This is a genomic window from Actinopolymorpha sp. B9G3, from assembly GCF_040120725.1.
GTDB lineage: Bacteria > Actinomycetota > Actinomycetes > Propionibacteriales > Actinopolymorphaceae > Thermasporomyces.
In genome coordinates this window covers 14,805-35,983 of sequence record NZ_JBEEAB010000015.1, presented here as the reverse complement: position 1 = coordinate 35,983, position 21,179 = coordinate 14,805, and the positions used below count along the sequence as shown (strand labels likewise).

The following is a 21,179-nucleotide window of genomic DNA, read 5'->3' as shown; positions in this document are numbered from 1 at the left end:
GGCAGAACCTCAGGCGCCCGCGCGGCGGGTGACGGCGGGGCCGGCTAGCGTGGAGCCACCGTGTTTGTCGCCCGCCTCTCCCTCACCGACTTCCGGAACTATCCGGCGGTCGACCTGACCCTGGCACCGGGCGCGACGGTCTTCGTCGGCCTGAACGGCCACGGCAAGACCAACCTGGTCGAAGCCGTCGGCTATCTCGCCACCCTGGGCTCGCACCGGGTACCCCACGACGCTCCGATGGTGCGGTCGGGTGCCGAACGCGCCATCGTCCGCGGTGACATCGTGCGCGACGGACGGCACGCCCTGATCGAGATCGAGATCACGCCACGGCGGACCAACCGGGCGCGGCTCAACCGGGCGCCGGTGTCGCGGCCGCGGGACGTCCTCGGGATCCTGCGTACCGTCCTCTTCGCGCCGGAGGATCTCGCCCTGGTGAAGGGCGATCCCGACACCCGGCGGCGGTTCCTCGACGACCTGCTCGTGGCCCGTACCCCCCGGATGGCCGGCGTACGCCAGGACTACGACCGGGTCCTCAAGCAGCGCAACACCCTGCTCAAGACCGCGGCCCAGGCCTCCTCGGGAGCACTCAAGACGCTCGACGCGTGGGACGCGCACCTGACCCGGCTCGGCGGCGAGTTGCTCGCGGCCAGGCTGGCGGTGGTCGACCTGCTGCAGCCGTTGGTCGCCAAGGCGTACGCTCATGTGTCCCCGGCCCAGGACGAGACCCGGCTCGACTACCGCAGCAACTGCGACCTCGGCGACGCGGCCGACAAGCCGAGCGCCGACGCGCTCGCCGCGAAGCTGACCGACGCGCTCGCCGAACGCAGGGAGGAGGAGCTCCGGCGCGGCGTCTCGCTGGTCGGGCCGCACCGCGACGACCTGGTGCTCAGCCTGGGCGAGTTTCCCGCCAAGGGGTACGCCAGCCACGGCGAGTGCTGGTCGATCGCGCTGTCACTGCGGCTTGCGGCGTACGACCTGCTGTGCGCCGACGGCGGCGGCGAGCCGGTGCTGGTGCTCGACGATGTCTTCGCCGAGCTCGACAGTGGTCGGCGTGCCAGGCTGGCCAGCCTGGTCGCCGGGGCCGAACAGGTCCTGGTGACGGCGGCGGTGCGCGAGGATGTCCCGGAGCAGCTGGCCGGGCTGTGGTACGACGTGGCCGGTGGGGAGGTACACGGTGTCGAGTGAGCGTGGCAACCGTGACCGCGGGGATCGTGACTCCGACTACCGCGATCGTCCAACATCCCGGAGCGCGGACGGTCCCTCGGATCCTTCGACGGCCGACCCGACGGCCGGCGCCCCGGGCGACGCAACGGGGGGCGATCCGGCGGCACCCGCGTGGGATCCGGCCGGGGTCGAGCTTGCCCGGGCGGTGGCCGCCGCCTTCGGCGCCCCGGCGAAGGACCGCAGCAGGCGTACTCCCAGGTCCGGGGGGCGGGCCACGCGTGGTCGTGGTCGCGCACGCGGCGACCGCTCGACGCGGTCCGGAGCGGCGCCCGACGATCGCGATCCGCAGCTGCTGGACAACACGATCGATCGGCTGGTCAACGATCGGGGGTGGGCCACCGACGTGGCCGTCGCCGGCGCGATCGCGCGCTGGGACCAGATCGTCGGACCGGACGTGGCGGCGCACTGCCGCGCGGAGCGGTACGCCGACACCGAGCTGACTGTCCGTGCCGATTCGACCGCGTGGGCGACCCAGGTCCGGCTTCTCGCCCCGAGTCTGGTGAAGCGACTGAACGAGGAACTCGGTGACAACACCGTCAGCCGAGTGACGGTTCTCGGACCAACCGCGCCGAGCTGGCGTCGCGGTCCTCGCAGCGTGCGGGACGGCCGTGGCCCTCGCGATACGTACGGTTAGCAGCTCCGCACACAGCGGAAATCGCGGTGGTCGCTCGACGCGCCCGGTTTGGTGGGGGGTGCCCCTGTCGCGAACGGTGGTTGGTGAAGGGTGCCCCTGCGCGAACCTATTGGATGACGGTGCCCCTCATCCAACGCGACCAGCTCCCGAAATCTGCCGGTTTGACGTATTTGTGACAACTTCTACGTACTCCCGCTCATGACCGGCAGAAGCGCCGCACGCCGCTTCGGAGATCAGGAGCATGATGGGGGATACGTGTCCCGCAACTTCTCAGGCGAGGACCCCTTCTACGGCCTGCCAGCGGGCGTCTTGAAGTCCGAGCCAGGTACACTGAACAGGAGTTCAACGGCTGCTCCGCCGTCTGGGGCGCCACGTTCCGTCAGGCGCCGGACGTCCACACGGAGCGGCCCCTTTTCGTGTCCTGTTGGCAGGAGGTCAACCCCACGTGACGACTGCTGAAGTGCCTCAGCCGCCGGTGGCCCAAGCATCAGTAACAGAGTACGACGCAAGCGCGATCACAGTTCTGGAAGGTTTGGACGCGGTACGTAAGCGTCCGGGTATGTACATCGGCTCGACCGGCGAACGCGGACTGCACCAGCTTGTCACGGAGGCGGTCGACAACGCCGTCGATGAGGCGATGGCCGGGCACGCCGACCGGGTTGAGGTCACTCTGTTGGCTGATGGCGGCGTTCGCGTGGTCGACAACGGACGCGGATTCCCGACCGGGATCATCGAGAGCGAAGGACGCTCGGCGGTCGAGGTCGTGCTCACGGTGTTGCACGCGGGTGGGAAGTTCGGCGGCGGTGGCTACAAGGTGTCGGGTGGCCTGCACGGCGTTGGTATCTCTGTGGTCAATGCTCTGTCGACCAAGCTCGAGGTCGACATCAAGAACGCCGGCTACCGCTGGACGCAGTCCTACCATCTGAGCGAGCCGGACCATCCGTTGCAGCGGCACGAGGAGACGGACGAGACCGGCAGCACTGTGGCGTTCTGGCCGAGCCCCGACATCTTCGAGACGACGACGTTCTCCTACGAGACGATTTCGACCCGGCTGCGTGAGATGGCCTTTCTCAACAAGGGCCTGACGATGGTGCTGCGCGACGAGCGTACGGAGATGAGCGAGTCTGGTGAGGTGCGCGAGGTCGTCTACCGCTACGACGGTGGTCTCGTGGACTACGTTCAGCACCTCAACGCGACCAAGGATCCGGTGCACCGCAGTGTGGTGTCGTTCGAGGCCGAGGACGCCAACGTCGGGATGAGTCTCGATGTGGCGATGCAGTGGAACATGTCGTTCACCGAGTCGGTGCACACGTTCGCCAACACGATCAACACTCATGAGGGTGGTACGCACGAGGAGGGTTTCCGTTCTGCGTTGACGAGTCTGGTCAACAAGTGGGGCGAGGACTGGGGCCTGATCAAGAAGCGGGAGGACCGGCTCTCCGGCGATGATGTGCGGGAGGGTCTGACCGCGATCATCTCGGTGAAGCTCGAGGAGCCGCAGTTCGAGGGTCAGACCAAGACAAAGCTCGGTAACACCGAGGCGAAGACGTTCGTTCAGACGCTGCTCTATGACCGGCTCGGTGAGTGGTTCGAGAAGAACCCGGGCGAGGGCAAAGACATTGTGCGTAAGGGAATCGCGGCTGCGACGGCCCGGATCGCGGCGCGTAAGGCACGTGATCTGGCCCGCAACCGCAAGGGTCTGCTCGGTGGTGGTGGGCTTCCCGGCAAGTTGTCCGACTGCCAGTCGACCAACCCCGAAGAGTGTGAGATCTTCATCGTCGAGGGTGACTCGGCGGGTGGGTCGGCCAAGGGTGGTCGTGATCCGCGGATCCAGGCGATCCTGCCGATTCGCGGCAAGATCCTCAATGTCGAACGGGCGCGCATCGACAGGGTCCTGCAGAACAACGAGGTCCAGGCAATCATCGCTGCCCTCGGCACGGGGATCCACGAGGACTTCGACATCGACAAGCTGCGCTATCACAAGATCGTGCTGATGGCGGATGCGGATGTCGATGGCCAGCACATCACCACGCTGTTGTTGACGTTGCTGTTCCGGTTCATGAAGCCGTTGATCGAAGCCGGCTACGTCTATCTCGCCCAGCCGCCGTTGTTCAAGATTCGTTGGTCGGGTGCGCCGCACGAGTTGGCCTACACCGACCGGGAACGTGACGGCCTGCTCGCTGCGGGCCAGGAGGCAGGTCGGAAGCTTCCCAAGGAGAACCCGATCCAGCGTTACAAGGGTCTGGGTGAGATGAATGCCGACGAACTGTGGGAAACCACGATGGATCCGGTCGGCCGCATCCTGGGGCAGGTCACCCTTGACGACGCCGCACAGGCCGACGAGATCTTCTCCGTACTCATGGGAGAAGACGTCGGTGAGCGACGTTCGTTCATCCAACGCAACGCCAAAGACGTCCGCTTCCTCGACATCTAGAGCCGCCTCGATATCGAGTGCAGCCGTGACATCTGGGAAACAGCCTGCTGTTCGAGCACAGTCGTCGAGAACTGAGAGAGACCTTTCGGGGACCGAAGTCGTGCTGACCGCACGTGTGAAGGAATTGAGCCAGTGACCGAAGACACCACCGCCCTCCCGCCGCCTTCGCGGATCAACCCGGTCGACCTCCAGGCCGCGATGCAGCGCAACTATCTCGACTATGCGATGAGTGTGATCGTGGGTCGAGCCCTGCCGGACGTGCGCGACGGCCTCAAGCCCGTGCACGTACGCGTCTTGTACGCGATGTATGACGGCGGCTACCGGCCCGACCGAGGGTTCTCGAAGTGTTCGCGTGTCGTCGGTGACGTCATGGGTCAGTACCATCCGCACGGCGACACCGCGATCTACGACACCCTCGTGGGTCTCGCTCAGCCGTGGACGAAGCGTTATCCGTTGGTGCAGGGGCAGGGGAATTTCGGTTCGCCGGGCAACGACCCGCCGGCGGCGATGCGGTACACCGAGTGCCGGATGGCGCCGTTGGCGTTGGAGATGGTGCGTGACATCGACGAGGACACCGTCGATTTCCGGCCCAACTATGACGGCCGTAGCCAGGAGCCGGTTGTTCTGCCGAGCCGGTTTCCGAATCTTTTGGTGAACGGTTCGGCTGGGATCGCGGTCGGGATGGCGACCAACATTCCGCCGCACAACATGCGTGAGGTTGCGGCTGGGGCGTTGTGGGCGTTGGAGAATCCGGAGGCGTCGCGCGAGGAGTTGCTCGAGGCGCTGATGGAGCGGGTGCACGGGCCTGACTTTCCGACGGGTGCGCTGGTTGTCGGGCGGCGGGGTATCGAGGATGCGTACCGGACGGGTCGGGGTTCGATCACGATGCGGGCCATCGTCGATATCGATGAGGACTCCCGGGGCCGTACCTGTCTGGTGATCACGGAGCTGCCGTATCAGGTGAATCCGGACAATCTGGCGTTGCGGATCGCCGAGCTTGCCGATTCGGGCAGGGTGACGGGGATCGCCGAGGTTCGGGACGATTCGTCGTCGCGGACGGGCCAGCGGCTGGTGGTGGTGCTGAAGCGGGACGCGATCGCGAAGGTCGTGTTGAACAACCTGTACAAGCACACGCAGTTGCAGGACAACTTCGGCGCCAACATGTTGGCGTTGGTCGACGGGATTCCGCGGACGCTGTCGCTGGATCAGTTCATCTCGCACTGGATCGACCACCAGATCGAGGTGATCCAGCGGCGTACCCGGTTCCGGCTGCGTAAGGCCGAAGAGGATGCGCACATCTACCGCGGTCTGGTGAAGGCGCTGGATGCGTTGGATGAGGTGATCGCGTTGATTCGGCGGAGCCCGTCGGCTGAGGAGGCGCGGACCGGGCTGATCGAGTTGCTTGACATCGACGAGGTGCAGGCGCGGGCGATCCTGGACATGCAGCTGCGCAGGTTGGCGGCGCTGGAGCGTCAGCAGATTGTGGACCGGCTGCGGGAGTTCGAGGCGCTGATCGCGGACTTGCAGGACATTCTCGCCTCGCCGGCCCGGCAGCGGGCGATCGTGGCTGAGGAGCTGAGCGCGATCGTCGAGAAGTACGGGGATGAGCGGCGGAGCCGGCTGATCCCGGCCGATGGTGATCTGACCGAGGCGGACCTGATCCCGGATGAGGACGTGGTGGTCACGATCACCCTCGGCGGCTATGCCAAGCGGACCCGCGCCGATCTCTACCGCAGCCAGCGGCGTGGTGGCAGGGGTGTGCGGGGTGCGGCGCTGCGGGGTGATGACGTGGTGGGGCAGTTGTTCGTGACCCGTACCCATCATTGGATCTTGTTCTTCACCAACCGTGGCCGGGTGTATCGGGCAAAGGCCTACGAACTGCCCGAAGCGGCACGGGATGCCAAAGGTGGACATGTCGCCGGGCTGTTGTCGTTCCAGCCTGATGAGGAGATCGCGAAGGTCGTTGCGCTCGGGGACTATCAGCAGGCGCCGTATCTCGTCCTGGCGACGAAGAAGGGTCTGGTCAAGAAGACGCCTCTCACCGAGTACGACTCCAACCGCGCGGCTGGGATCATCGCGCTGAACTTCCGCGAGGACGACGACGAGTTGATCGGTGCCGAACTGGTCGGCCCCGACGATGAGTTGCTCCTCGTGTCCCGCAAGGCCCAGGCGGTGCGATTCCGGGCCGACGACGCCCAGCTGCGTCCGATGGGCCGGGCCACGTCCGGTGTGACTGGCATGCGGTTCCGCGACGACGACGAGCTTCTGGCCATGGCGGTGATCGGCGCCGGGCAGGAGGAAGGACAGTACGTGTTCACCGTCACCGATGGCGGGTATGCCAAGCGTACGGCCGTCTCCGAATACCGACGCCAGGGGCGGGGCGGTCTCGGAATCAAGGCCATGCGGATCTCCGATGCGCGTGGATCTTTGGTCGGAGCGATCGTCGTAAGCAACGGAGATCAGGTGTTGTGCGTCAAGACAAGTGGGCAGGTGACCCGTAGTCCCGCTGCCGACGTGCCCGTCAAGGGGCGTGACACGATGGGCGTCATCTTTGCCGGCGTGCGGGAGGGTGACGCGGTCGTTGCCATCGCACGAAACACCGAGGACGATGCTGGGGACGATGGGAAACCTGAGACGGACGGGGACCTGCCCGCAGATGATGGGCTTACGGATGGTCCGGATGAACAGCCCCGGGTCGACAGCCAGGAGGACAGCACGTGACAGGGAAGCGCGGGCCTGACGAATCCGCAACCCAGGTCATCTCCACGTCGGGTTCCGGATCGGGCTCCGCGCCTGGCGGTGGTAGCCAGCAGTCAGGACAGACTCGCCCAGGTTCGGGGGCCGCGGGTTCGACGGGTTCGGGTTCGGGGAAGTCGCCGGGCCCGACCGGCTCGGCCACGTCCGGAAGTTCCGGGGCAAGTGGTTCGCACCCTCCGACCGGTTCACCCGGGTCAGCGGGTTCACCCGGGTCCGCTGGACTGGGTGCGCCGGCAGGTACGGAACGATCCGAGCGCGCGGAGCACCAGCCGCGGAGCACAGCGTCGCGGCCGGACGTCCGGCGGCCGGAACCGCAGCGACCGGATCCCACGAACGCCGGCGCCGGTGCGTCCCGTGAGGCGGGCCCGCGCGACACCATCGCCCTCGACAACAACAGCCTTCGCCGCTGGCAGCAACGCCCCGCCCCGCCTCGTCCCGAGCCGCCGGATCGTGCCCGGGTCCGCCGCGCCCGGCTGCGCGCCGTACGTGTCGACCCGTGGTCGGTGATGAAGACCGCCTTCCTGCTGTCGATCGCGTTCGCCATCGTGACCGTCGTCGCGGTAACGGTGGTGTGGTACGTCCTGGATGCCGCCGGGGTCTATGACTCGATCAGCCGGACCATCACCGATGTGCTCGGCAGCGCGTCTGACACCCGCTTCAACCTCGAGGACTACATCGGACTGCAGCGGGTCCTCGGGTTCACCGCCCTGATCTGCGTGGTCGACGTCGTACTCATCACGGCGATCTCCACCCTCTGCGCGTTCCTCTACAACCTTTCCGGCAGCCTGCTCGGCGGCCTGGAAGTCACCCTGGCCGAAGAGGACTGACCGCTCGGCGCACATCGTTTCTGACCTGGTCCCGCCAACCTTCCGCCACGGTCCCCGCCCCCGGCTGTTGTGATCCCGCCCTGGTCGGGCCCGGTTTTGGGTGGACGCTAGGGTTGAGGTAGCGTTCCTTGGCGCGCTGGGGCCTATAGCTCAGTTGGTTAGAGTGCTTCCCTGATAAGGAAGAGGTCACTGGTTCAAGTCCAGTTAGGCCCACCCAGTGTTTCCCCAGGTCAGAGCCATCCACTCCCCTGACCGGCGCGCGGCCACCGATCCCGGTGGGAGAATCTGGTAGATCATCTTCCGCGCTCTCACAAGTGGATGGTCTTGGCTGACTACTCACGCTCGGCTTGGACCGCGGACCGCAGGCCAGGAATCCAGGCCACGAGCTGCGACCGTTCTGGCCCCGAGAGCACACCTAGAGAGGCCGACCAGTGCTCCTCCAGCGTCTAGCGTGTGACGCTCCATGTTCGGCGTCACGTGATCGTAGACACGGCTAGCGACGTAGCCCAGATAGTGGCATCGCCTGGCTCAGCCCTCCGTTGACGAGTCGCGACCTCGTCACTGGGTTCTGGGCCGCGGCTTGAATCGGCGAACCTCCTGGGGCCAGCCGCACGCTTCCGCGACCTTGCCGGCCCACATCTTGGCGGCATCGTCGTCGGCAACGTCCACCACGGTGAGCCCGCCCAGGAACTCCTTGGACTCGACGAAGGGCCCGTCGGTGAACATCAACGTGCCGCTGGTCGCGTCAGCACTGAAGGCCTCCTCGACTTCCTCCTCCAGCCCCCCGGCGAACACGTACACGCCAGCAGCCTTCATCTCGTTCACGACCGCCATGGCGAGCGGCCCGCGCCCGCGGAACCACTCCTCGGTGTGGTCGCCCACCCACTGCTGGTTGAAGTAGATGAGGTACTCGGTCATGTCTGCTCCTTGTCCCGGCGGCCTCCTCCGGCAGCCTCTCACCTGATCTACGAACGCCTCGCTTCGGATCCGACAGCCTGCCGGCAAAATCTTCACGGCTATGAGTAGTCCAACCGCACTGATCTGCCACTGAGCGCGCGGTCGACCCGAAGGCATGATCGTGCATTCCGTCCCGACGTCACCACGATGGGGGAATGGGCTAGAGGCATCGTCCGAACCAGTCAAGGAGTCGGGCCTGTGGTGGAGCCTACGGGACGCAATGTCCCGCTGGGTCCCTTGCCATACGCGCCGTAGGCAAGCATGTCGTCCAGATGGGGTTGACCAGAGTCAACAGTCGGTCAACAACCAGCGGATCAAGACTGTGGTCGAGATGCGGCCCGCGGAGTAGGGCCCATGGGTGCACCGCGACGGAGCACACGGAGCGTGTATATGCCCAGGTCAGAGCCGGTACCGTGCCTCCTGGTGTCCGACTCTGACCTTTGTCAGGGATCACAGCGCTGCGGGCTCGGAGATCCTTCCGTGCAGCCGGGGATGTTCATCGGCCTCACGATCGTCTGCTGCTCAGCAGTGCCCACAGCTGGGTCGTGCGGTGACGACGGCCCCATGCGACGATCGCGACCAGGATGCCTACCGTCGCTGGGATGACCGCCAGGGCAAGGTCTCCGTACACGGCGATGGTCATGATCACCGCGCCGATCATCAGCCCGGTGAATGCCAACGCGGCGAGGCCCGAGAGGATCGGGATCATCAAGGCGACCGCTCCGGCGAGTTCCAGCACGCCGATCAGGACCCGGAACCAGTCGCCCCAGCCGATCGCGTCGAACCCGGCCACTGTCTGTGCCTCACCACCGACTTTGTTGACGCCGCTGAACAGGTACGTGAGGGCCAGGAGTGCCTGCAGCACCCACATTCCGATGTTGGCCCAGCGAGGCGGCGTGGTGGTTCTGATGGCCTGGGTTCCTGCCACTGCTTCGTTCGTTGTCATCGACCGCTCTCCCCATACGTGACGCGTGAGTAAATTGTGTCCCATGGACACTGTGTATGCTAGACACGGTTCTCGAACACTGGCAAGGCCCGACATGGACGGGAGTACGAATGGCGGACCAGAACGGCAGCCGTACCCTCCAGCTGCTCTGGGGGCTACGGGAGTCTCCGACCCGCGGACCCAAGCCGGCGTTGAGCGTGAGCCAGATCGCCCAGACAGCGGTGACCATCGCCGACGCGGAGGGCCTTGGCGCGGTCTCCATGCAGCGAGTCGCCGGTGAACTCGACTTCACCAAGATGTCGCTGTACCGGTACGTCGCCGGCAAGGCTGAGCTGATCGCGGTGATGATCGAAGAAGCGGTAGGCGACCCGCCCGATCTGGGTGCCGTAGCCGGCGACTGGCGGGAGAGGCTGACGACGTGGGCCCAACTGCTCTGGGAGACCTGGGACCGGCATCAATGGCTGCCCGCTGCCACCGAAGGCGCCCGGCTGATGGGCCCAAAGGAAGCAGGGTGGGTCGAGGCGGCGCTTCGCTCCCTGGGCCGTACCGGCCTCAAGGACGCCGAACAGCTCGCGGTGGTCCGGCTGATCAGCGGCCACATCCGCAACACCCAGTCGACCCGCCGTGCCGGCACCGGCCTTGACCCGGCGCAGTTCGGATCCGAATTCTCATCCGTCCTCGCCGACCACGGTGACGAATACCCGGCGCTCCTGGCGGCCAGCAAGTCTCCCGCCACGCTGGACATCCGATCGTTCGGCTTGGCCCGGATCATCCACGGCGTCAGCCAGTTGATCGAGGAACGGACTCCGAAGGACGTTCCGGGAGGCGCAGGCGGCTCAGGTGACGGGGGTTGAGCTGGCAACGGCGGATAGCGACCCGCAGCCTCTGCGTAGCCACAAGTCACGGTAGGCTCGCAGCGACCCTGACAAGGAAGCGGTCGCTGGTTGCGGTCCAGGACAGGCCGGTCATCTGGAGCGGGATCGGCGGGTGGGGACGCCTGGCCGTCGGCCACACCCGGGATGTCCGGCTGTTGGTCCGCGTCGGCCAGCCAGGCTTCCGCGATGGGCTGTTGGACCGTTCGCTAGGAGGCTCCACTCATGAGCAAGAAGTTGCTTCTCGTCGTACTCGCCGTCCTGGGCGGCTGGCTCGCCTACCGGCGGCTGCAGGCCGACAAGGCAGAGGAGAGCCTCTGGGCCGAAGCCACCGACACGGTCCCGCCGGCAGGTGGCGTGCGCTGAGCCGGGCGCGGCGAGGTACCCTGCGTCCACACCCCCAGGGGGCGTAGCTCAACTGGCAGAGCACTGCCTTTGCAAGGCAGGGGTTAGGGGTTCGAGTCCCCTCGTCTCCACACGTACAAATCCCCAGGTCAACGCCCGGATGGATTCCCGAGACTTTCCACGTGTCGGACGTCGCGACCGTTCCGCGCGGCCCTCGCGCGTCCTCCCTGTGCTGGAAGGGGAGCCGAAGGGCACGCGCTCCCCGCCCGCACCGTGGGATGGCCGGATCCCAGGTGGACGTTCAACGAGTCCGCAATGGCGCGGTCCCGGTCGTTCACTGCGTGCAGGTAGATCAGCGCAGCCCGCGCTGGTGTGACCCACCCTCTCCAGCTCGCCGCCACCGTCGCGCTCGACACCCACGCTGATCCCCACCTCTGGACACCTCAGGCCGCGGACTGCAACGGCAACGGTGGCTTCAACGAGGTGTAACACCGGCCCACTGGGACCAGACTGAGCTCACGTCGGAGTTGTCGGCCAGCCTGCACGCGCTCTGCCGGCTGACTGTGTGGCGACATACCAACGGCTGATGAGCACAGCTCCGCCGGCCGCGACCAGTCCGAAGGCTGGCATCCGCACGAGCAGTCGCAGGTCGTCGCATTGGGACGCCGGCGGGTCAACCGTCGGGCGGCCGGGCTGCAGGTCAGCCAAGTCGTTCACGCGTGCAAACTCGCGCTCGTGGCTACTCGGGACGAAGGCGGAGCCGCAGTCGTAGAAGCCGCTTGTGAAGGGCACGAACCCGGCGATCAGCCCGACGCCGAGAAGGATCGCACCGACGATGCCGAGTTTCGTGACCATGACCGGAGAGTATGTGGGGCCGACAGGCATGAGAAGACCGTTGGTGACAGAAACAGGCGCCGTGGCTGCGATCTCGCCACCTGTGTGCGCGTGAACGCATCGTCCGTCGGACCCGTGCGTGCGGTCAGAATCTGAGCGCTCAACGCATCCGGCCTATCACCGCGGGAGGGCCGAGTCACAAGAACCTGACGCCGCGCGAACTTCGGACCGCTAGGTCGGGTGCAGTCAACGTGCGCTCGCTGCGTCAGCCATGGATGGCTCGGGCAAGGAGCAGTCCGGTGTAGCCGGCGCCGAGTCCTGCGGCGACACTGGCCGCCGCGTTGAGGACGGCGTACAGACGCGCGCCGTCCTGGGTGAGTCGTAACGTCTCATATCCGAACGTGGAGTACGTGGTCAGCGCCCCGCAGAATCCGATGCCAGCAAGGGACATGACTCCGCTGGGGGCAGGAAGTCCGGCCAGCAGGCCGAGGAGGAGGGAGCCGGCGACGTTGACCGCGAAGGTGCCCCAGGGAAACAGGCTGTCATGGCGGGCACGTACGGCCTGGTCCACCAGATAGCGCAGCGGAGCACCGATCGCGGCGCCGAGCGCGACCAGCAGGATGGTCATCGCGCCTCGCGCCCGCGGCCGACGTAGCGGATCACTTCAACTGGCTCGACGATGACCAGGCCCTCGCCGATCAACTCGTCGAGCTGAGGGAGGAACGCCCGAATGCGGTCGGGATCGTCGACGATGACGATGATGAGTGGAAGGTCTTCGCTCAGGCTGAGGATCCGGGTGGTGTGGATGTGGTTGGAGGCGCCGTAGCCCTCGATTCCGCGGAGTGCGGTGGCGCCGGCCAGGCCCGCCTTGTGAGCTCGGTGGATGATCTCGTGGTACAGCGGCCTGTGGTGCCACTGGTCAGTGTCGCCGACAAAGATCGTCAGCCGCAGGGCTTGACCCTCGAGCTTCATGAGGACTCCTGGCGTCGTCGGGCGATGGTCTTGTGGGTGAGCGTGGCGCCGATCCACACCGCGGACAGTGCCAGGAGCAACGTGCCGGCCAGGTAGGCCAACCCGGTCCGCGGCGCCTCGGCTGATGTACGGATGGCGTCGAGGATGTAGGTCGAGAACGTCGTGAACCCGCCCAGTACCCCAATCCCCAGGAACGGGCGCAGCAGCCGTCGGCCGGTCCATACCTGCTCGAGGAGCACCATCAACACACCAATGAGCAGGCATCCAGAGACGTTGATCCCGAACGTTGCCCACGCGAACTCGCCGGGCCTGTGAGGGAAGGCGACGGACACGCCGTAGCGGACCAACGAACCGAGCACCCCACCCGCCGACACCGCCGCCAGCACCGGCATCGCTCCTCGCGACCGCTGGAGCCGACGGGTCCGAAGCGGTAGATCATCGCTGGCGGTGGCCGGACGAGAATGCATCGGATCGGGCATATGGGCCTCCTACCAGCAACACGCGCTCTCCACTGGCAGGGACCGTTGGCGGCATACGCCGCAGTTCTCCCGAACATGGCCGGGGCGGCGGGCCCCACCGCCGCGGTCCCTCGCACAGACGGACCGCTCGCAGCCTAGCGGGCTCAGCGCCGGACTGGGTATCGCAGGTGAAGGGCACGGCGTCCCTGGACGACAATCGGGTCCTCGAGGAGTTGGTGGCCCTTTTCCAGCTTCGTGAAGTAGGGGATCCCCTCGCCGAACAGCACTGGCACGAGGCTGACACACACCTCATCTACCAGACCGAGGGCGATTGCCTGCTGGGCGATCGCCGCACTCGCGATGGTGACGTCCTGGTCGCCGGCGATCTTTCTGGCCTGGGTGATCGCGGCTTCGACGCCGTCGACGAACGTCGTTCTCGGCCACCTCTTGGCGGCGTCCTCGGGTGCGCGATGGGTGACCACGACGACGGGAGCGCCGACCGGATGCTTGTCTCCCCAACCGTCGGCGATGTCGAACAGGCGTCGGCCGGAGACGAGTGCACCGGTGTTTCCGGTCAACTCTCGTAGCACCTCCGCACTGGCATCGTCGACCTGGAAGGAAACGTCCTCATTTGGGTTGGGCACGGTCACGTCCCCGGCCTCGTACCAGTCGAACAGTTCCCGGGGGTGATCGTTCGGATCCGCGATGAACCCGTCCAGCGACATCGTCATGTGGGTGAGCACCTTGTCCATCGTGGGCCTCCTCTGCTTGTCAGCTGTCACTCGTACCGACCTCCCATGACCGGGAAACTCATCGGCACCGGAAGGGACGGCGTGACACCGGCCAGGAGGTCGTGCCGCTCAATCGGCAGGGAGCACGTGGTAAGTCAGGTATGCGACCTGGCCAATCTGTTCGACGTTCGACAGCGAGAGCCGTGACGAGGTGAGGTGGCCAGTAAACAAGGGCTTGCCACTCACCAGCATCACCGGCACGACACCGATGAACATCTCGTCCAACAAGCCGGCATCGACGAACGCCGTGGCATGCACTCGTAGGTGGCGGCGCCCATCGCCAACGCGCCAATCTCGGCGCCGAACGACGACACGTCTCGACTTCCCGGATCGATCTCGTAGCCGGGCGGTAATAACCGCAAGAAGCACACTGGATACGCCTGCGGTTCGAAGCGCCAAACCCGAAGGGGTTCCGCGGGAGGTCACGGGCTGGCATTCTGCGGCCATGCCCGACGTGAGACTTACCGCGAAGCAGTTCCAGGAAGCTGGTGGCACGGAGGACTGGCGCGTGCTCGCCGTCGGGGCGAGCAGCTGGTTCGATGCGCCGTCTCATGCGGCTGGTGCGGAGCTGCTGCGCGGCATCGTCGCTCTGGTCGACGATGGCGCACCGCAGCCGGACGTCGACCTGCGCCCGAGCGGAGTCCACGTACGGATTCCATCCGGCCCGACCGGCCTGTCGGCCGCGGACGTGTCGTTCGCCCGTGCGATCTCGGATATCGCCCGGGGCCTGGAGCTCAGGGCCGATCCAGCGGCGCTCCAGTCCGTACAGCTCGCGATCGACGCTGTCGACACGAAAGCGGTGATGCCGTTCTGGCGGATTGTCTTCGGTTACGAGGAGTCGCAGGACGGCCTCACCGACAGCCTGCGCCGGGATCCGGGAATCTGGTTCCAGCAGGCCGATCAGCTGCGTCCGCTGCGTAACCGGATCCACGTCGATGTCGCTTGGGCGGACGACATCGACAACACGCGACGTGCGGAGGTGCTGGCCAACGGTGGTCACGTGGTCGACGACGAGCGCCCGTGGGTGATCGACGACCCCGAGGGAAACGAGGCCTGCCTCCCGCTCGGGCCGACCGCAGCCCTGGGCGACGACCCGGAAACTCAAGACTGGCGGCAGATGGGCAGCGCGATTACCTGCTACCCGACAGGCTCTTTCCGCGAGTCGGTCGACCTTGCTACGGCCGTTGCCCGCCTCGCCGACGATGCCGGGAAGGCGCTGATGGTGGACGTGCGTCCCGGCTGCATCACGCTCGACTCCGGCAAAGACCAACACGAGACCGAGAACTTCGACCTCGACGAGGGGTTCATAGAGCTGGCTCGTCGGGCGCAGGCCGCGGCCCGTGGGATGGGGCGGCCCGCCGATCCCTCTCCCCGCCGACGGTTCCTCCAGATCTCGATCCACGCCGTCGACGTTCCAGCGGTGCGGCCGTTCTGGATGGCAGTACTCGGATATCAGCAGGGTCCTTACCAGCGTCTACTTCAGGACATCTACGATCCACGCCGGATCAACCCGGTGTTCTGGTTTCAACAGATCGACGCCAAGGACGCCAACGACGAAGCGCGGCGGGCGCAGCGCAACCGGATCCACGTCGACCTGTTCGTCCCCGACGACCAGGCACAGGCCCGGATCGACGCCGCGCTGGCAGCCGGCGGCCGGATCGCCAACGACTCCGAAGCACCCGCGTGGTGGACCCTCGCCGATCCCGAGGGCAACGAGGTGGATGTCGCCGTCGCATCCGGACGCGAGGAGGCACCTCGTCCGACGTCGCACGCACCTGCTTGAGACCTTGCGCTCAGCGTCCCACGCGCCGATCAGGTGCCCATGTCCGAGGCAATGATGGGCAGCGGTTCGACCACGGCGCCCTCCTCGGGGAGGCCAGACTCGCGGATCTGGAAATGATCCGCCCTTCGCGACCACTCACGGAAGCGCCGAAATGCCATCGGAACGCCTTGAGCAGCAGAAGCGTCCGGGCCGTCCATCACTTGTACGTGCACATGCGGGTGAGTCGAGTTGCCGGAGTTGCCACAGTCCGCGACCCGCTGCCCCGCCGTCACCTTCTCGCCGACCGTCACCCGAACGGAACCGGCCCGCAGGTGGGCCAGGGCAACGAATGCGCTCTCGTGCCGCATCGCGATGACCAGGTGGTTGCCGGCCAAGGCAGTTACACCCTGGCGGAGGCGGGCAGCCTGACCTAACGCGTAGGGCACGAGGGCCAACTGCGACCGGCGCGCCACGTGATCGATCTCGCCCTGGTGCACCTGGACGACGACGCCGTCTGCGGGCGCCAGGACTGGTCGGCCGTAGGCGAAGAACCGCTCCACCGGTTCGGTGGCGAGAAGAGTTCGCCAGTCACGGCGCTCCGCGACACGATGGCGGTGATCGACACCGATGAAGTCGATGGCGTACCGCCCGCCCATCAGGTCCGTACCGTGACTGGGAACCCGCCGGGCAGGACTGTTTCTCGCAAGCCAACGGCCCTCGAACGGCAACGAGATCACGATCTCCGGAGTCACACCGTCAACCCGTCTTGGTAGTGGACGTGCCGGTCGAAGAGGAGCTGAGGATCTCAGCCAGCGCGACCTTCACGTCCTGGAACCGGTCACGTCCGACGATGCCGTCCCACCGAGCCTCCAGGTCGGCGAAGAAGCTGGTCGCGACCATGGCGGCGCTCGTACCGCGGTCGGCGTAGACGACGACCCGGCCTCGACGGTCGACAGGATCGGGGACCCGCCGCACGTAGCCGTGTTGCTCGAGGTGGCTGACCAGATCGCTCATCGCCTGAGGTGTCATCCCTGCTCGGCGCGCCAACTCCGTCGGCCGTGTGCCCTCGCAGTCCATGAGTCGGAGGACGTTGAAGCAGTGGGTGGGTCGCAAGTCCTCATACCCGGCCTCGATGAGATGGCGGTGCAGGTCGTCGAGAAGTCGGTCGAAGACCTGACCGATGAGCTGGGGCAGGAACAGAGTCTCACTTGCCGGTTGTTCGGTCACCTTATAAGTTCACCTTCTAAGGGCGCCTGTATATATCAACCGTAACCGAAAGGTCGAGCGATGTCATACCCCGAACCTCCTATCCCAGAAGGTGTCCGAGCGCGGGCGAGACCGGCGATGACGTGGCGCAGGGCCGCCCGGGTGAACGTGGGAGTAGCTATGACGCTGCTCGGCCTGTTGTGGGTCCTTCAGGGTGCCGACCTCGTTCGGATTCAGCCCATCGCGTGTGTGGCTGACTGCCGACCCATGACCGGTGGATCATTCGTGTGGTTCGCGGTCGGTGCGCTGACCCTGCTCGGCGGGCTCGTAGTGCTCGGTGTACGACGGCGCCGCCCCCGCTGAACGGCGCTCACAACCCGGCAGGAAGAACCAAAATTCCTGGGGGCGCGGTTACCGCATGATCGGGCAAACTAACTCCGCGCGTGTATCCGTTGTCCGCGGTGAGCCCGAATTGATCGGGACCGCGACGGGATTGCCTTCAGCTATTAACCGATGACGCAGAAGAGGTTGCCTTCCGTATCGGCGAGAACCACGAAGTCGGCACCTTCTGGATACACCCAGTCCACTCGCTTTGCGCCGAGTGAGATGAGCCGCTCGACTTCAGCCTGCACCTCTTCTCCCTCGTCCACCCACAGGTCCAGGTGGGTCCTGTCATCCTCGTCCAGGTGAAGGCGGGCGCCCTCGCCGTTCGCAGGGATGAGAAACGCTGGATTGCCGTTGGGAACGTATCCGAGGGCATTGCTCCAGAAATCAGCAGCCCGGTTGATACTCGAAACCTTCAGCACGATCGATCCGAGACTCACCATCGCCGTAGCATCCCATGATCTGCGTGGAAAGCACTACAGCAACTGCCAGCAGAAAGGTCCTTGACGCCTAACGACCAAGATGATCGAGAACGGCCTCGAGATTGCGATCCGGTGGCTGTATCGAATCGATGATCAACGCCTCTTCGTCCCAAGAAGGGAACTTCGCGAGGCGTCGCGCGACGTTGGTCCAGTCGCCGCCATCGTGCCAGCCGGGGATACCACGCTGGCGGTCCTCGACGCGGGCGCGATGGACTTTCGGGTCTGAGCACGTACACACGATCACCTTGAAGTCGGCGTTCGAGCGCCGGGCGAGGCTGCGCCAACGTACGCGGGTGGCGTGGTCCTCGACGGGGGTGTCGAGGATCGCGGACTGTCCGAGCGTGAGCTGGCGTAGGGCGAGGGTGGTCAGCTGTTCCACTCCGATATCCCACAGTTCTGCGAAGTGACGTCCACCGAAGGGTGTGAGCGCACCCAGCAGCCAGTCGATCGCGAAGACTGGGATGTTGAGCTTCCGCCCGGTGGCCTCTGCGATGGTGCTCTTACCACTCCCCGGTACGCCGGAGAAGATCACGAGTGCGGTCCGGCGCCCGGATTGCGCGCCGTCCTGGCCGTCGAAGTCGGCGGAGTCGGCAAAGTCCATCGGCAATCGAGGCGTCAGGCCGGCCGGAACCATGCCGAGAATCCACGTCATCGTGATGCGGTGCGGCGGCTCAGGTTCGACCTCGCAGCTGAGGACATCGACGTCGCCGTCCGGCCGGCGCAAACGAGCCTTGGCGGTGTGGTCGGAGACGTCGACACCAACGACCACCACCGGCGCGTACGTCTGTGTGCGGGTTCGTACCCGGTCCACGAAGACATCCGGTGCCACGACCGCCGCGAACTCCGGTGCCAGCGCCGAATCCACGTCTGCGCCCCAGTCCTCGGCGCCGTCAAGTCCTGCGAGGATCCACTCCAGCCGTTCGACGGCTGGTGTCCTGTGTAGGCGGATCATGATTCCCCCAGCTTCGACCTGGCACCGAAGTGTATGCGCGCCAGGTGGCTCGCGGGGGTGCGCTGGGGCGATGGTGGACCGCCTGCATCGAGACCCCCGACCATGACCCGGATCTCGCCATGACTCACATCTCCCCAGCGTGATCGCCCGCGTCACGATGTCGTCCGTTCGGGCGCGTTCACGCGCACGAGCAGCTCGCGTTGCGTGACTGCGGTTTCGTCAAGCCGGTCGACGATTTCGGCGGCCGTCTCGGCCGGCGTGTGATGGCCGTTGTCCAGCCACAGCCCGATCCTCGGCGTACGGGCGACCGCCTCCTGTAGCGCCTCCGGTGTGATGGTGTCGGAGTATCCGCCACCAGGCCTGGTGTCATACCGCTTCCTGATGACCTCGAGTGGCGGGTCGAGCACGACGACGTGTACCGGTTCGCTCGGTGCATCGGCGAAAGCCACGAAAAGTAGACCGGTGAGGTGGGCTTCGAATACGTTGTCGGTGATCACGGCGTCGAAGCCGGCTCGGCGGTACAGGCTGGACACGGTCATGGCAGCTGCGTAGCGCAACGTCAACTGCTCAACGGCTCCTGGTGGCGGTGGCACATCCATCGGAACGGCGCCGGAGACGACGAAGCGCTGTATGGCGTCGCCGTCGATGTGCACGGCTCGTGACAGCAACGAGGCAACTTCGTGGCCCACAATCGTCTTGCCGGCGGCGCTGGCTCCGGTGATCAGCAGCAGCCGACCGATGACGGGATCCGGCATGCACTCTCCCGACGAGATGTCAGACGGCGAACTCTCTGTGCTGCGGTGAGTTCGTGCCCGGCGAGAGGTGGGGGCGCAGCCGATCTGCGATGCCGTCGGTCTCGGCGATCGAAAGTCTCGGGACCTCGCCCCACTCCGTTCCTCCGCCGGGCAACGTCCCGGCCACGTGAATGTGCAGGTGCGGAACGGACTGGCGCGCTGACACGCCGTTGTTCTGCCACACGGCTACGCCTTCGACGTCGAAGGCTCCTACTATCGCGGCCGTTGCCCGCTGGGTCAGTTCCAGCAGCGGCGCGAACTCGTCTGGTTGGAGGTCGAGCATGGTGGGCCGGTGAGCAGTCGGAATCGCCAGCAGGTGGCCGATACCGCGCTGCTCCCTCGTGACCAGGAGGGCAACCGTGGCGGAGCGCTCCAGGATGGTGTACGGGCGGTGCCCGAGTAGGAAGACGCAGAACGAGCAGTCGTCCTGGGCAGGAAGGATCATCGCCACGGGGAGAGTGTTACCGGTGCGATCCCTGAAGTCCAGCAACGTGTCCCCGCGTGAGGGTCATGACTCCACTCCCTCAGGTCGCCGCCGAAGGGTGTCGAACGCAGCGATCAGCCAGAACGCTCGGCGGCGCCGCGCTCCACGCAGAACTCGTTCCCCTCGATATCGGCGAGGGTCACCCAACCCCTGCCGTCCGGCACGCGGTGGTCGCCGACCAGCGTCGCGCCCAGGGCAAGCAGCCGCTCCACCTCCTCGTCGCGGGTGCGGTCCTGCGGCTGGAGATCCAGGTGCACCCGGTTCTTTACGCCCTTGGGCTCGGGCACGGTGACGAACAGCAAGGCGGCGCCCGTCGTGGTGACCAGCGCTTCAGAGTCACCCGGCTTGTCCTCGTCGGAAACCGCACTGTCGAGGACCTTCGCCCAGAACGACGCCAGCTGGTAGGCGTCGGCGCAGTCGATGGTCACGTGTCGTACGAGAGATGCCATGCACCAGACCCTACGACCCTGTTTCGGCAAGACTGGTGGTGTGTGGGTGATGCTGCGCGTTCCACCACTCGCGGAACTCGCCGAGGCTGAGGTGACCTACCCGGAGGTCGGCGCCACCGCGAGCGAGCTACCGGCCGGCTACCGGCATGTGGTCCGGAGGGCAGAACTGGGGCACGGGGACGACGTCTTCGAGCGCTGCGGGCAGGCCGTCCTGTCCTGGCAGCTGCATCGGGGTGCGGGCCTTCGCGTCCACCCGAGCCATCCTGTCGCGCAGCCTGACGCCGTTGTCGCGGTCGTGTTCGGCGTCGGCAACGTCGGAGTCGTGGCGCCGTGCCGGGTGATCTATGTCGTACGCGAGGAGAATCGGCGGGGTTTCGCCTATGGGACCTTGCCCGGCCATCCCGAGTCCGGCGAGGAGTCCTTCGTGGTGTCGCGCCAGCCCGATGGCTCCGTGGTCCTGGAGGTGACGGCGTTCTCCCGTCCGGCGAATCCGTTGAGCCGCTTCGGCGACCCGGTGATCCGACGGATCCAGGACTGGGTGACGAATCGCTACGTCACCGCGACCAGAAGGGTCGCCCTCGCCGCCGAGCGGCCCACTCGTTAGGTCGTGGTCCG

25 protein-coding genes and 2 tRNA genes are annotated in these 21,179 nt (G+C 66.2%); 12 read left to right on the top strand and 15 right to left on the bottom strand.

The features are described from left to right. Positions 1–60 precede the first annotated feature (60 nt). The 6 genes from recF (at position 61) to ABNF93_RS23595 (ending at position 8,089) form a co-directional block, all read left to right on the top strand. Complete coding sequence (gene recF / locus ABNF93_RS23620; RefSeq protein WP_349330340.1) at positions 61–1,185, top strand: DNA replication/repair protein RecF; 1,125 nt, start codon at positions 61–63, stop codon at positions 1,183–1,185. Further along, complete coding sequence (locus ABNF93_RS23615; RefSeq protein ID WP_349330339.1) at positions 1,175–1,858, top strand: DciA family protein; 684 nt, start codon at positions 1,175–1,177, stop codon at positions 1,856–1,858. Before recF ends, ABNF93_RS23615 begins: the two co-directional genes overlap by 11 nt. Before the next feature lie 421 nt (positions 1,859–2,279). After that, positions 2,280–4,292: a DNA topoisomerase (ATP-hydrolyzing) subunit B gene (gene gyrB, locus ABNF93_RS23610; protein WP_502877619.1), complete on the top strand. Its 2,013-nt coding sequence runs from the start codon at positions 2,280–2,282 to the stop codon at positions 4,290–4,292. Between the two features lie 198 nt (positions 4,293–4,490). Beyond that, positions 4,491–7,013, top strand: a complete 2,523-nt coding sequence (gyrA, locus tag ABNF93_RS23605; RefSeq protein ID WP_502877618.1) for a DNA gyrase subunit A — start codon at positions 4,491–4,493, stop codon at positions 7,011–7,013. A 542-nt stretch (positions 7,014–7,555) separates the two neighbouring features. Beyond that, entirely contained in the window at positions 7,556–7,876 is a 321-nt protein-coding gene (locus ABNF93_RS35010) for a DUF3566 domain-containing protein (protein ID WP_502877613.1), read from the top strand. 139 nt (positions 7,877–8,015) lie between these two features. Beyond that, positions 8,016–8,089 (top strand) — tRNA-Ile (locus tag ABNF93_RS23595). A 345-nt stretch (positions 8,090–8,434) separates the two neighbouring features. Here ABNF93_RS23595 and ABNF93_RS23590 read toward each other — a convergent pair. After that, positions 8,435–8,794 carry a YciI family protein gene (locus ABNF93_RS23590; RefSeq protein WP_349330335.1) on the bottom strand — a complete coding sequence of 120 codons (360 nt, stop codon included), beginning with the start codon at positions 8,792–8,794 and terminating at the stop codon, positions 8,435–8,437. A 544-nt stretch (positions 8,795–9,338) separates the two neighbouring features. Then, on the bottom strand, positions 9,339–9,779 hold the full coding sequence (locus tag ABNF93_RS23585; protein ID WP_349330334.1) for a DoxX family protein: 441 nt from the start codon (positions 9,777–9,779) through the stop codon (positions 9,339–9,341). A gap of 110 nt (positions 9,780–9,889) precedes the next feature. Between ABNF93_RS23585 and ABNF93_RS23580 the strand changes: the two genes are divergently transcribed. The 3 genes from ABNF93_RS23580 (at position 9,890) to ABNF93_RS23570 (ending at position 11,127) form a co-directional block, all read left to right on the top strand. After that, a complete protein-coding gene (locus ABNF93_RS23580; protein ID WP_349330333.1) occupies positions 9,890–10,633 on the top strand; it encodes a TetR/AcrR family transcriptional regulator in 744 nt (247 codons plus the stop codon). Positions 10,634–10,876: 243 nt separating this feature from the next. Beyond that, positions 10,877–11,017, top strand: coding sequence for a DLW-39 family protein (locus ABNF93_RS23575; protein WP_349330332.1), 141 nt, complete (start codon positions 10,877–10,879; stop codon positions 11,015–11,017). A gap of 37 nt (positions 11,018–11,054) precedes the next feature. Next, positions 11,055–11,127 (top strand) — tRNA-Ala (locus tag ABNF93_RS23570). A 385-nt stretch (positions 11,128–11,512) separates the two neighbouring features. Here the strand turns inward: ABNF93_RS23570 and ABNF93_RS23565 are convergent. From ABNF93_RS23565 to ABNF93_RS23540, 6 genes are all read right to left on the bottom strand, one after another. After that, the gene (locus tag ABNF93_RS23565) at positions 11,513–11,851 is read right to left on the bottom strand and encodes a hypothetical protein (RefSeq protein WP_349330331.1); all 339 of its coding nucleotides are present in this window, start codon (positions 11,849–11,851) and stop codon (positions 11,513–11,515) included. Between the two features lie 244 nt (positions 11,852–12,095). Beyond that, on the bottom strand, positions 12,096–12,458 hold the full coding sequence (locus ABNF93_RS23560; RefSeq protein ID WP_349330330.1) for a fluoride efflux transporter FluC: 363 nt from the start codon (positions 12,456–12,458) through the stop codon (positions 12,096–12,098). Further along, on the bottom strand, positions 12,455–12,802 hold the full coding sequence (locus tag ABNF93_RS23555; protein ID WP_349330329.1) for a DUF190 domain-containing protein: 348 nt from the start codon (positions 12,800–12,802) through the stop codon (positions 12,455–12,457). Before ABNF93_RS23555 ends, ABNF93_RS23560 begins: the two co-directional genes overlap by 4 nt. Beyond that, complete coding sequence (locus ABNF93_RS23550) at positions 12,799–13,194, bottom strand: fluoride efflux transporter FluC (RefSeq protein ID WP_349330328.1); 396 nt, start codon at positions 13,192–13,194, stop codon at positions 12,799–12,801. The genes ABNF93_RS23555 and ABNF93_RS23550 overlap by 4 nt, the downstream gene beginning before the upstream one ends. 230 nt (positions 13,195–13,424) lie before the next feature. Next, positions 13,425–14,012 (bottom strand): dihydrofolate reductase family protein, encoded by a 588-nt coding sequence (locus tag ABNF93_RS23545; protein WP_349330327.1) that lies wholly within the window; start codon positions 14,010–14,012, stop codon positions 13,425–13,427. Between the two features lie 108 nt (positions 14,013–14,120). Then, on the bottom strand, positions 14,121–14,309 hold the full coding sequence (locus ABNF93_RS23540; protein ID WP_349330326.1) for a dihydrofolate reductase family protein: 189 nt from the start codon (positions 14,307–14,309) through the stop codon (positions 14,121–14,123). Between the two features lie 187 nt (positions 14,310–14,496). On the opposite strand from ABNF93_RS23540, the gene ABNF93_RS23535 reads away from it, so the two are divergent. Beyond that, positions 14,497–15,834 carry a 4a-hydroxytetrahydrobiopterin dehydratase family protein gene (locus ABNF93_RS23535; RefSeq protein WP_349330325.1) on the top strand — a complete coding sequence of 446 codons (1,338 nt, stop codon included), beginning with the start codon at positions 14,497–14,499 and terminating at the stop codon, positions 15,832–15,834. A gap of 29 nt (positions 15,835–15,863) precedes the next feature. On the opposite strand, the gene ABNF93_RS23530 is transcribed toward ABNF93_RS23535, so the two are convergent. Beyond that, positions 15,864–16,565, bottom strand: a complete 702-nt coding sequence (locus ABNF93_RS23530; RefSeq protein ID WP_349330324.1) for a M23 family metallopeptidase — start codon at positions 16,563–16,565, stop codon at positions 15,864–15,866. A gap of 4 nt (positions 16,566–16,569) precedes the next feature. Next, positions 16,570–17,040: a MarR family winged helix-turn-helix transcriptional regulator gene (locus ABNF93_RS23525; RefSeq protein ID WP_349330323.1), complete on the bottom strand. Its 471-nt coding sequence runs from the start codon at positions 17,038–17,040 to the stop codon at positions 16,570–16,572. Between the two features lie 246 nt (positions 17,041–17,286). Here ABNF93_RS23525 and ABNF93_RS23520 point away from each other — a divergent pair, with 246 nt between their 5' ends. Beyond that, complete coding sequence (locus tag ABNF93_RS23520) at positions 17,287–17,382, top strand: LPXTG cell wall anchor domain-containing protein (RefSeq protein WP_349330322.1); 96 nt, start codon at positions 17,287–17,289, stop codon at positions 17,380–17,382. Between the two features lie 143 nt (positions 17,383–17,525). Here the strand turns inward: ABNF93_RS23520 and ABNF93_RS23515 are convergent, their stop codons facing one another. The 5 genes from ABNF93_RS23515 to ABNF93_RS23495 form a co-directional block, all read right to left on the bottom strand. Next, a complete protein-coding gene (locus ABNF93_RS23515; RefSeq protein WP_349330321.1) occupies positions 17,526–17,846 on the bottom strand; it encodes a VOC family protein in 321 nt (106 codons plus the stop codon). Between the two features lie 67 nt (positions 17,847–17,913). Continuing rightward, complete coding sequence (locus ABNF93_RS23510) at positions 17,914–18,837, bottom strand: P-loop nucleotide/nucleoside kinase family protein (RefSeq protein ID WP_349330320.1); 924 nt, start codon at positions 18,835–18,837, stop codon at positions 17,914–17,916. Between the two features lie 152 nt (positions 18,838–18,989). Further along, positions 18,990–19,592 (bottom strand): AAA family ATPase, encoded by a 603-nt coding sequence (locus ABNF93_RS23505; protein WP_349330319.1) that lies wholly within the window; start codon positions 19,590–19,592, stop codon positions 18,990–18,992. 19 nt (positions 19,593–19,611) lie between these two features. Then, a complete protein-coding gene (locus ABNF93_RS23500) occupies positions 19,612–20,076 on the bottom strand; it encodes an HIT family protein (RefSeq protein WP_349330468.1) in 465 nt (154 codons plus the stop codon). A gap of 113 nt (positions 20,077–20,189) precedes the next feature. Continuing rightward, positions 20,190–20,564, bottom strand: coding sequence for a VOC family protein (locus ABNF93_RS23495; protein WP_349330318.1), 375 nt, complete (start codon positions 20,562–20,564; stop codon positions 20,190–20,192). Between ABNF93_RS23495 and ABNF93_RS23490 the strand changes: the two genes are divergently transcribed. Beyond that, on the top strand, positions 20,563–21,168 hold the full coding sequence (locus ABNF93_RS23490) for a DUF1990 domain-containing protein (RefSeq protein WP_349330317.1): 606 nt from the start codon (positions 20,563–20,565) through the stop codon (positions 21,166–21,168). The genes ABNF93_RS23495 and ABNF93_RS23490 overlap by 2 nt on opposite strands. The last annotated feature ends 11 nt before the right edge of the window (positions 21,169–21,179 follow it).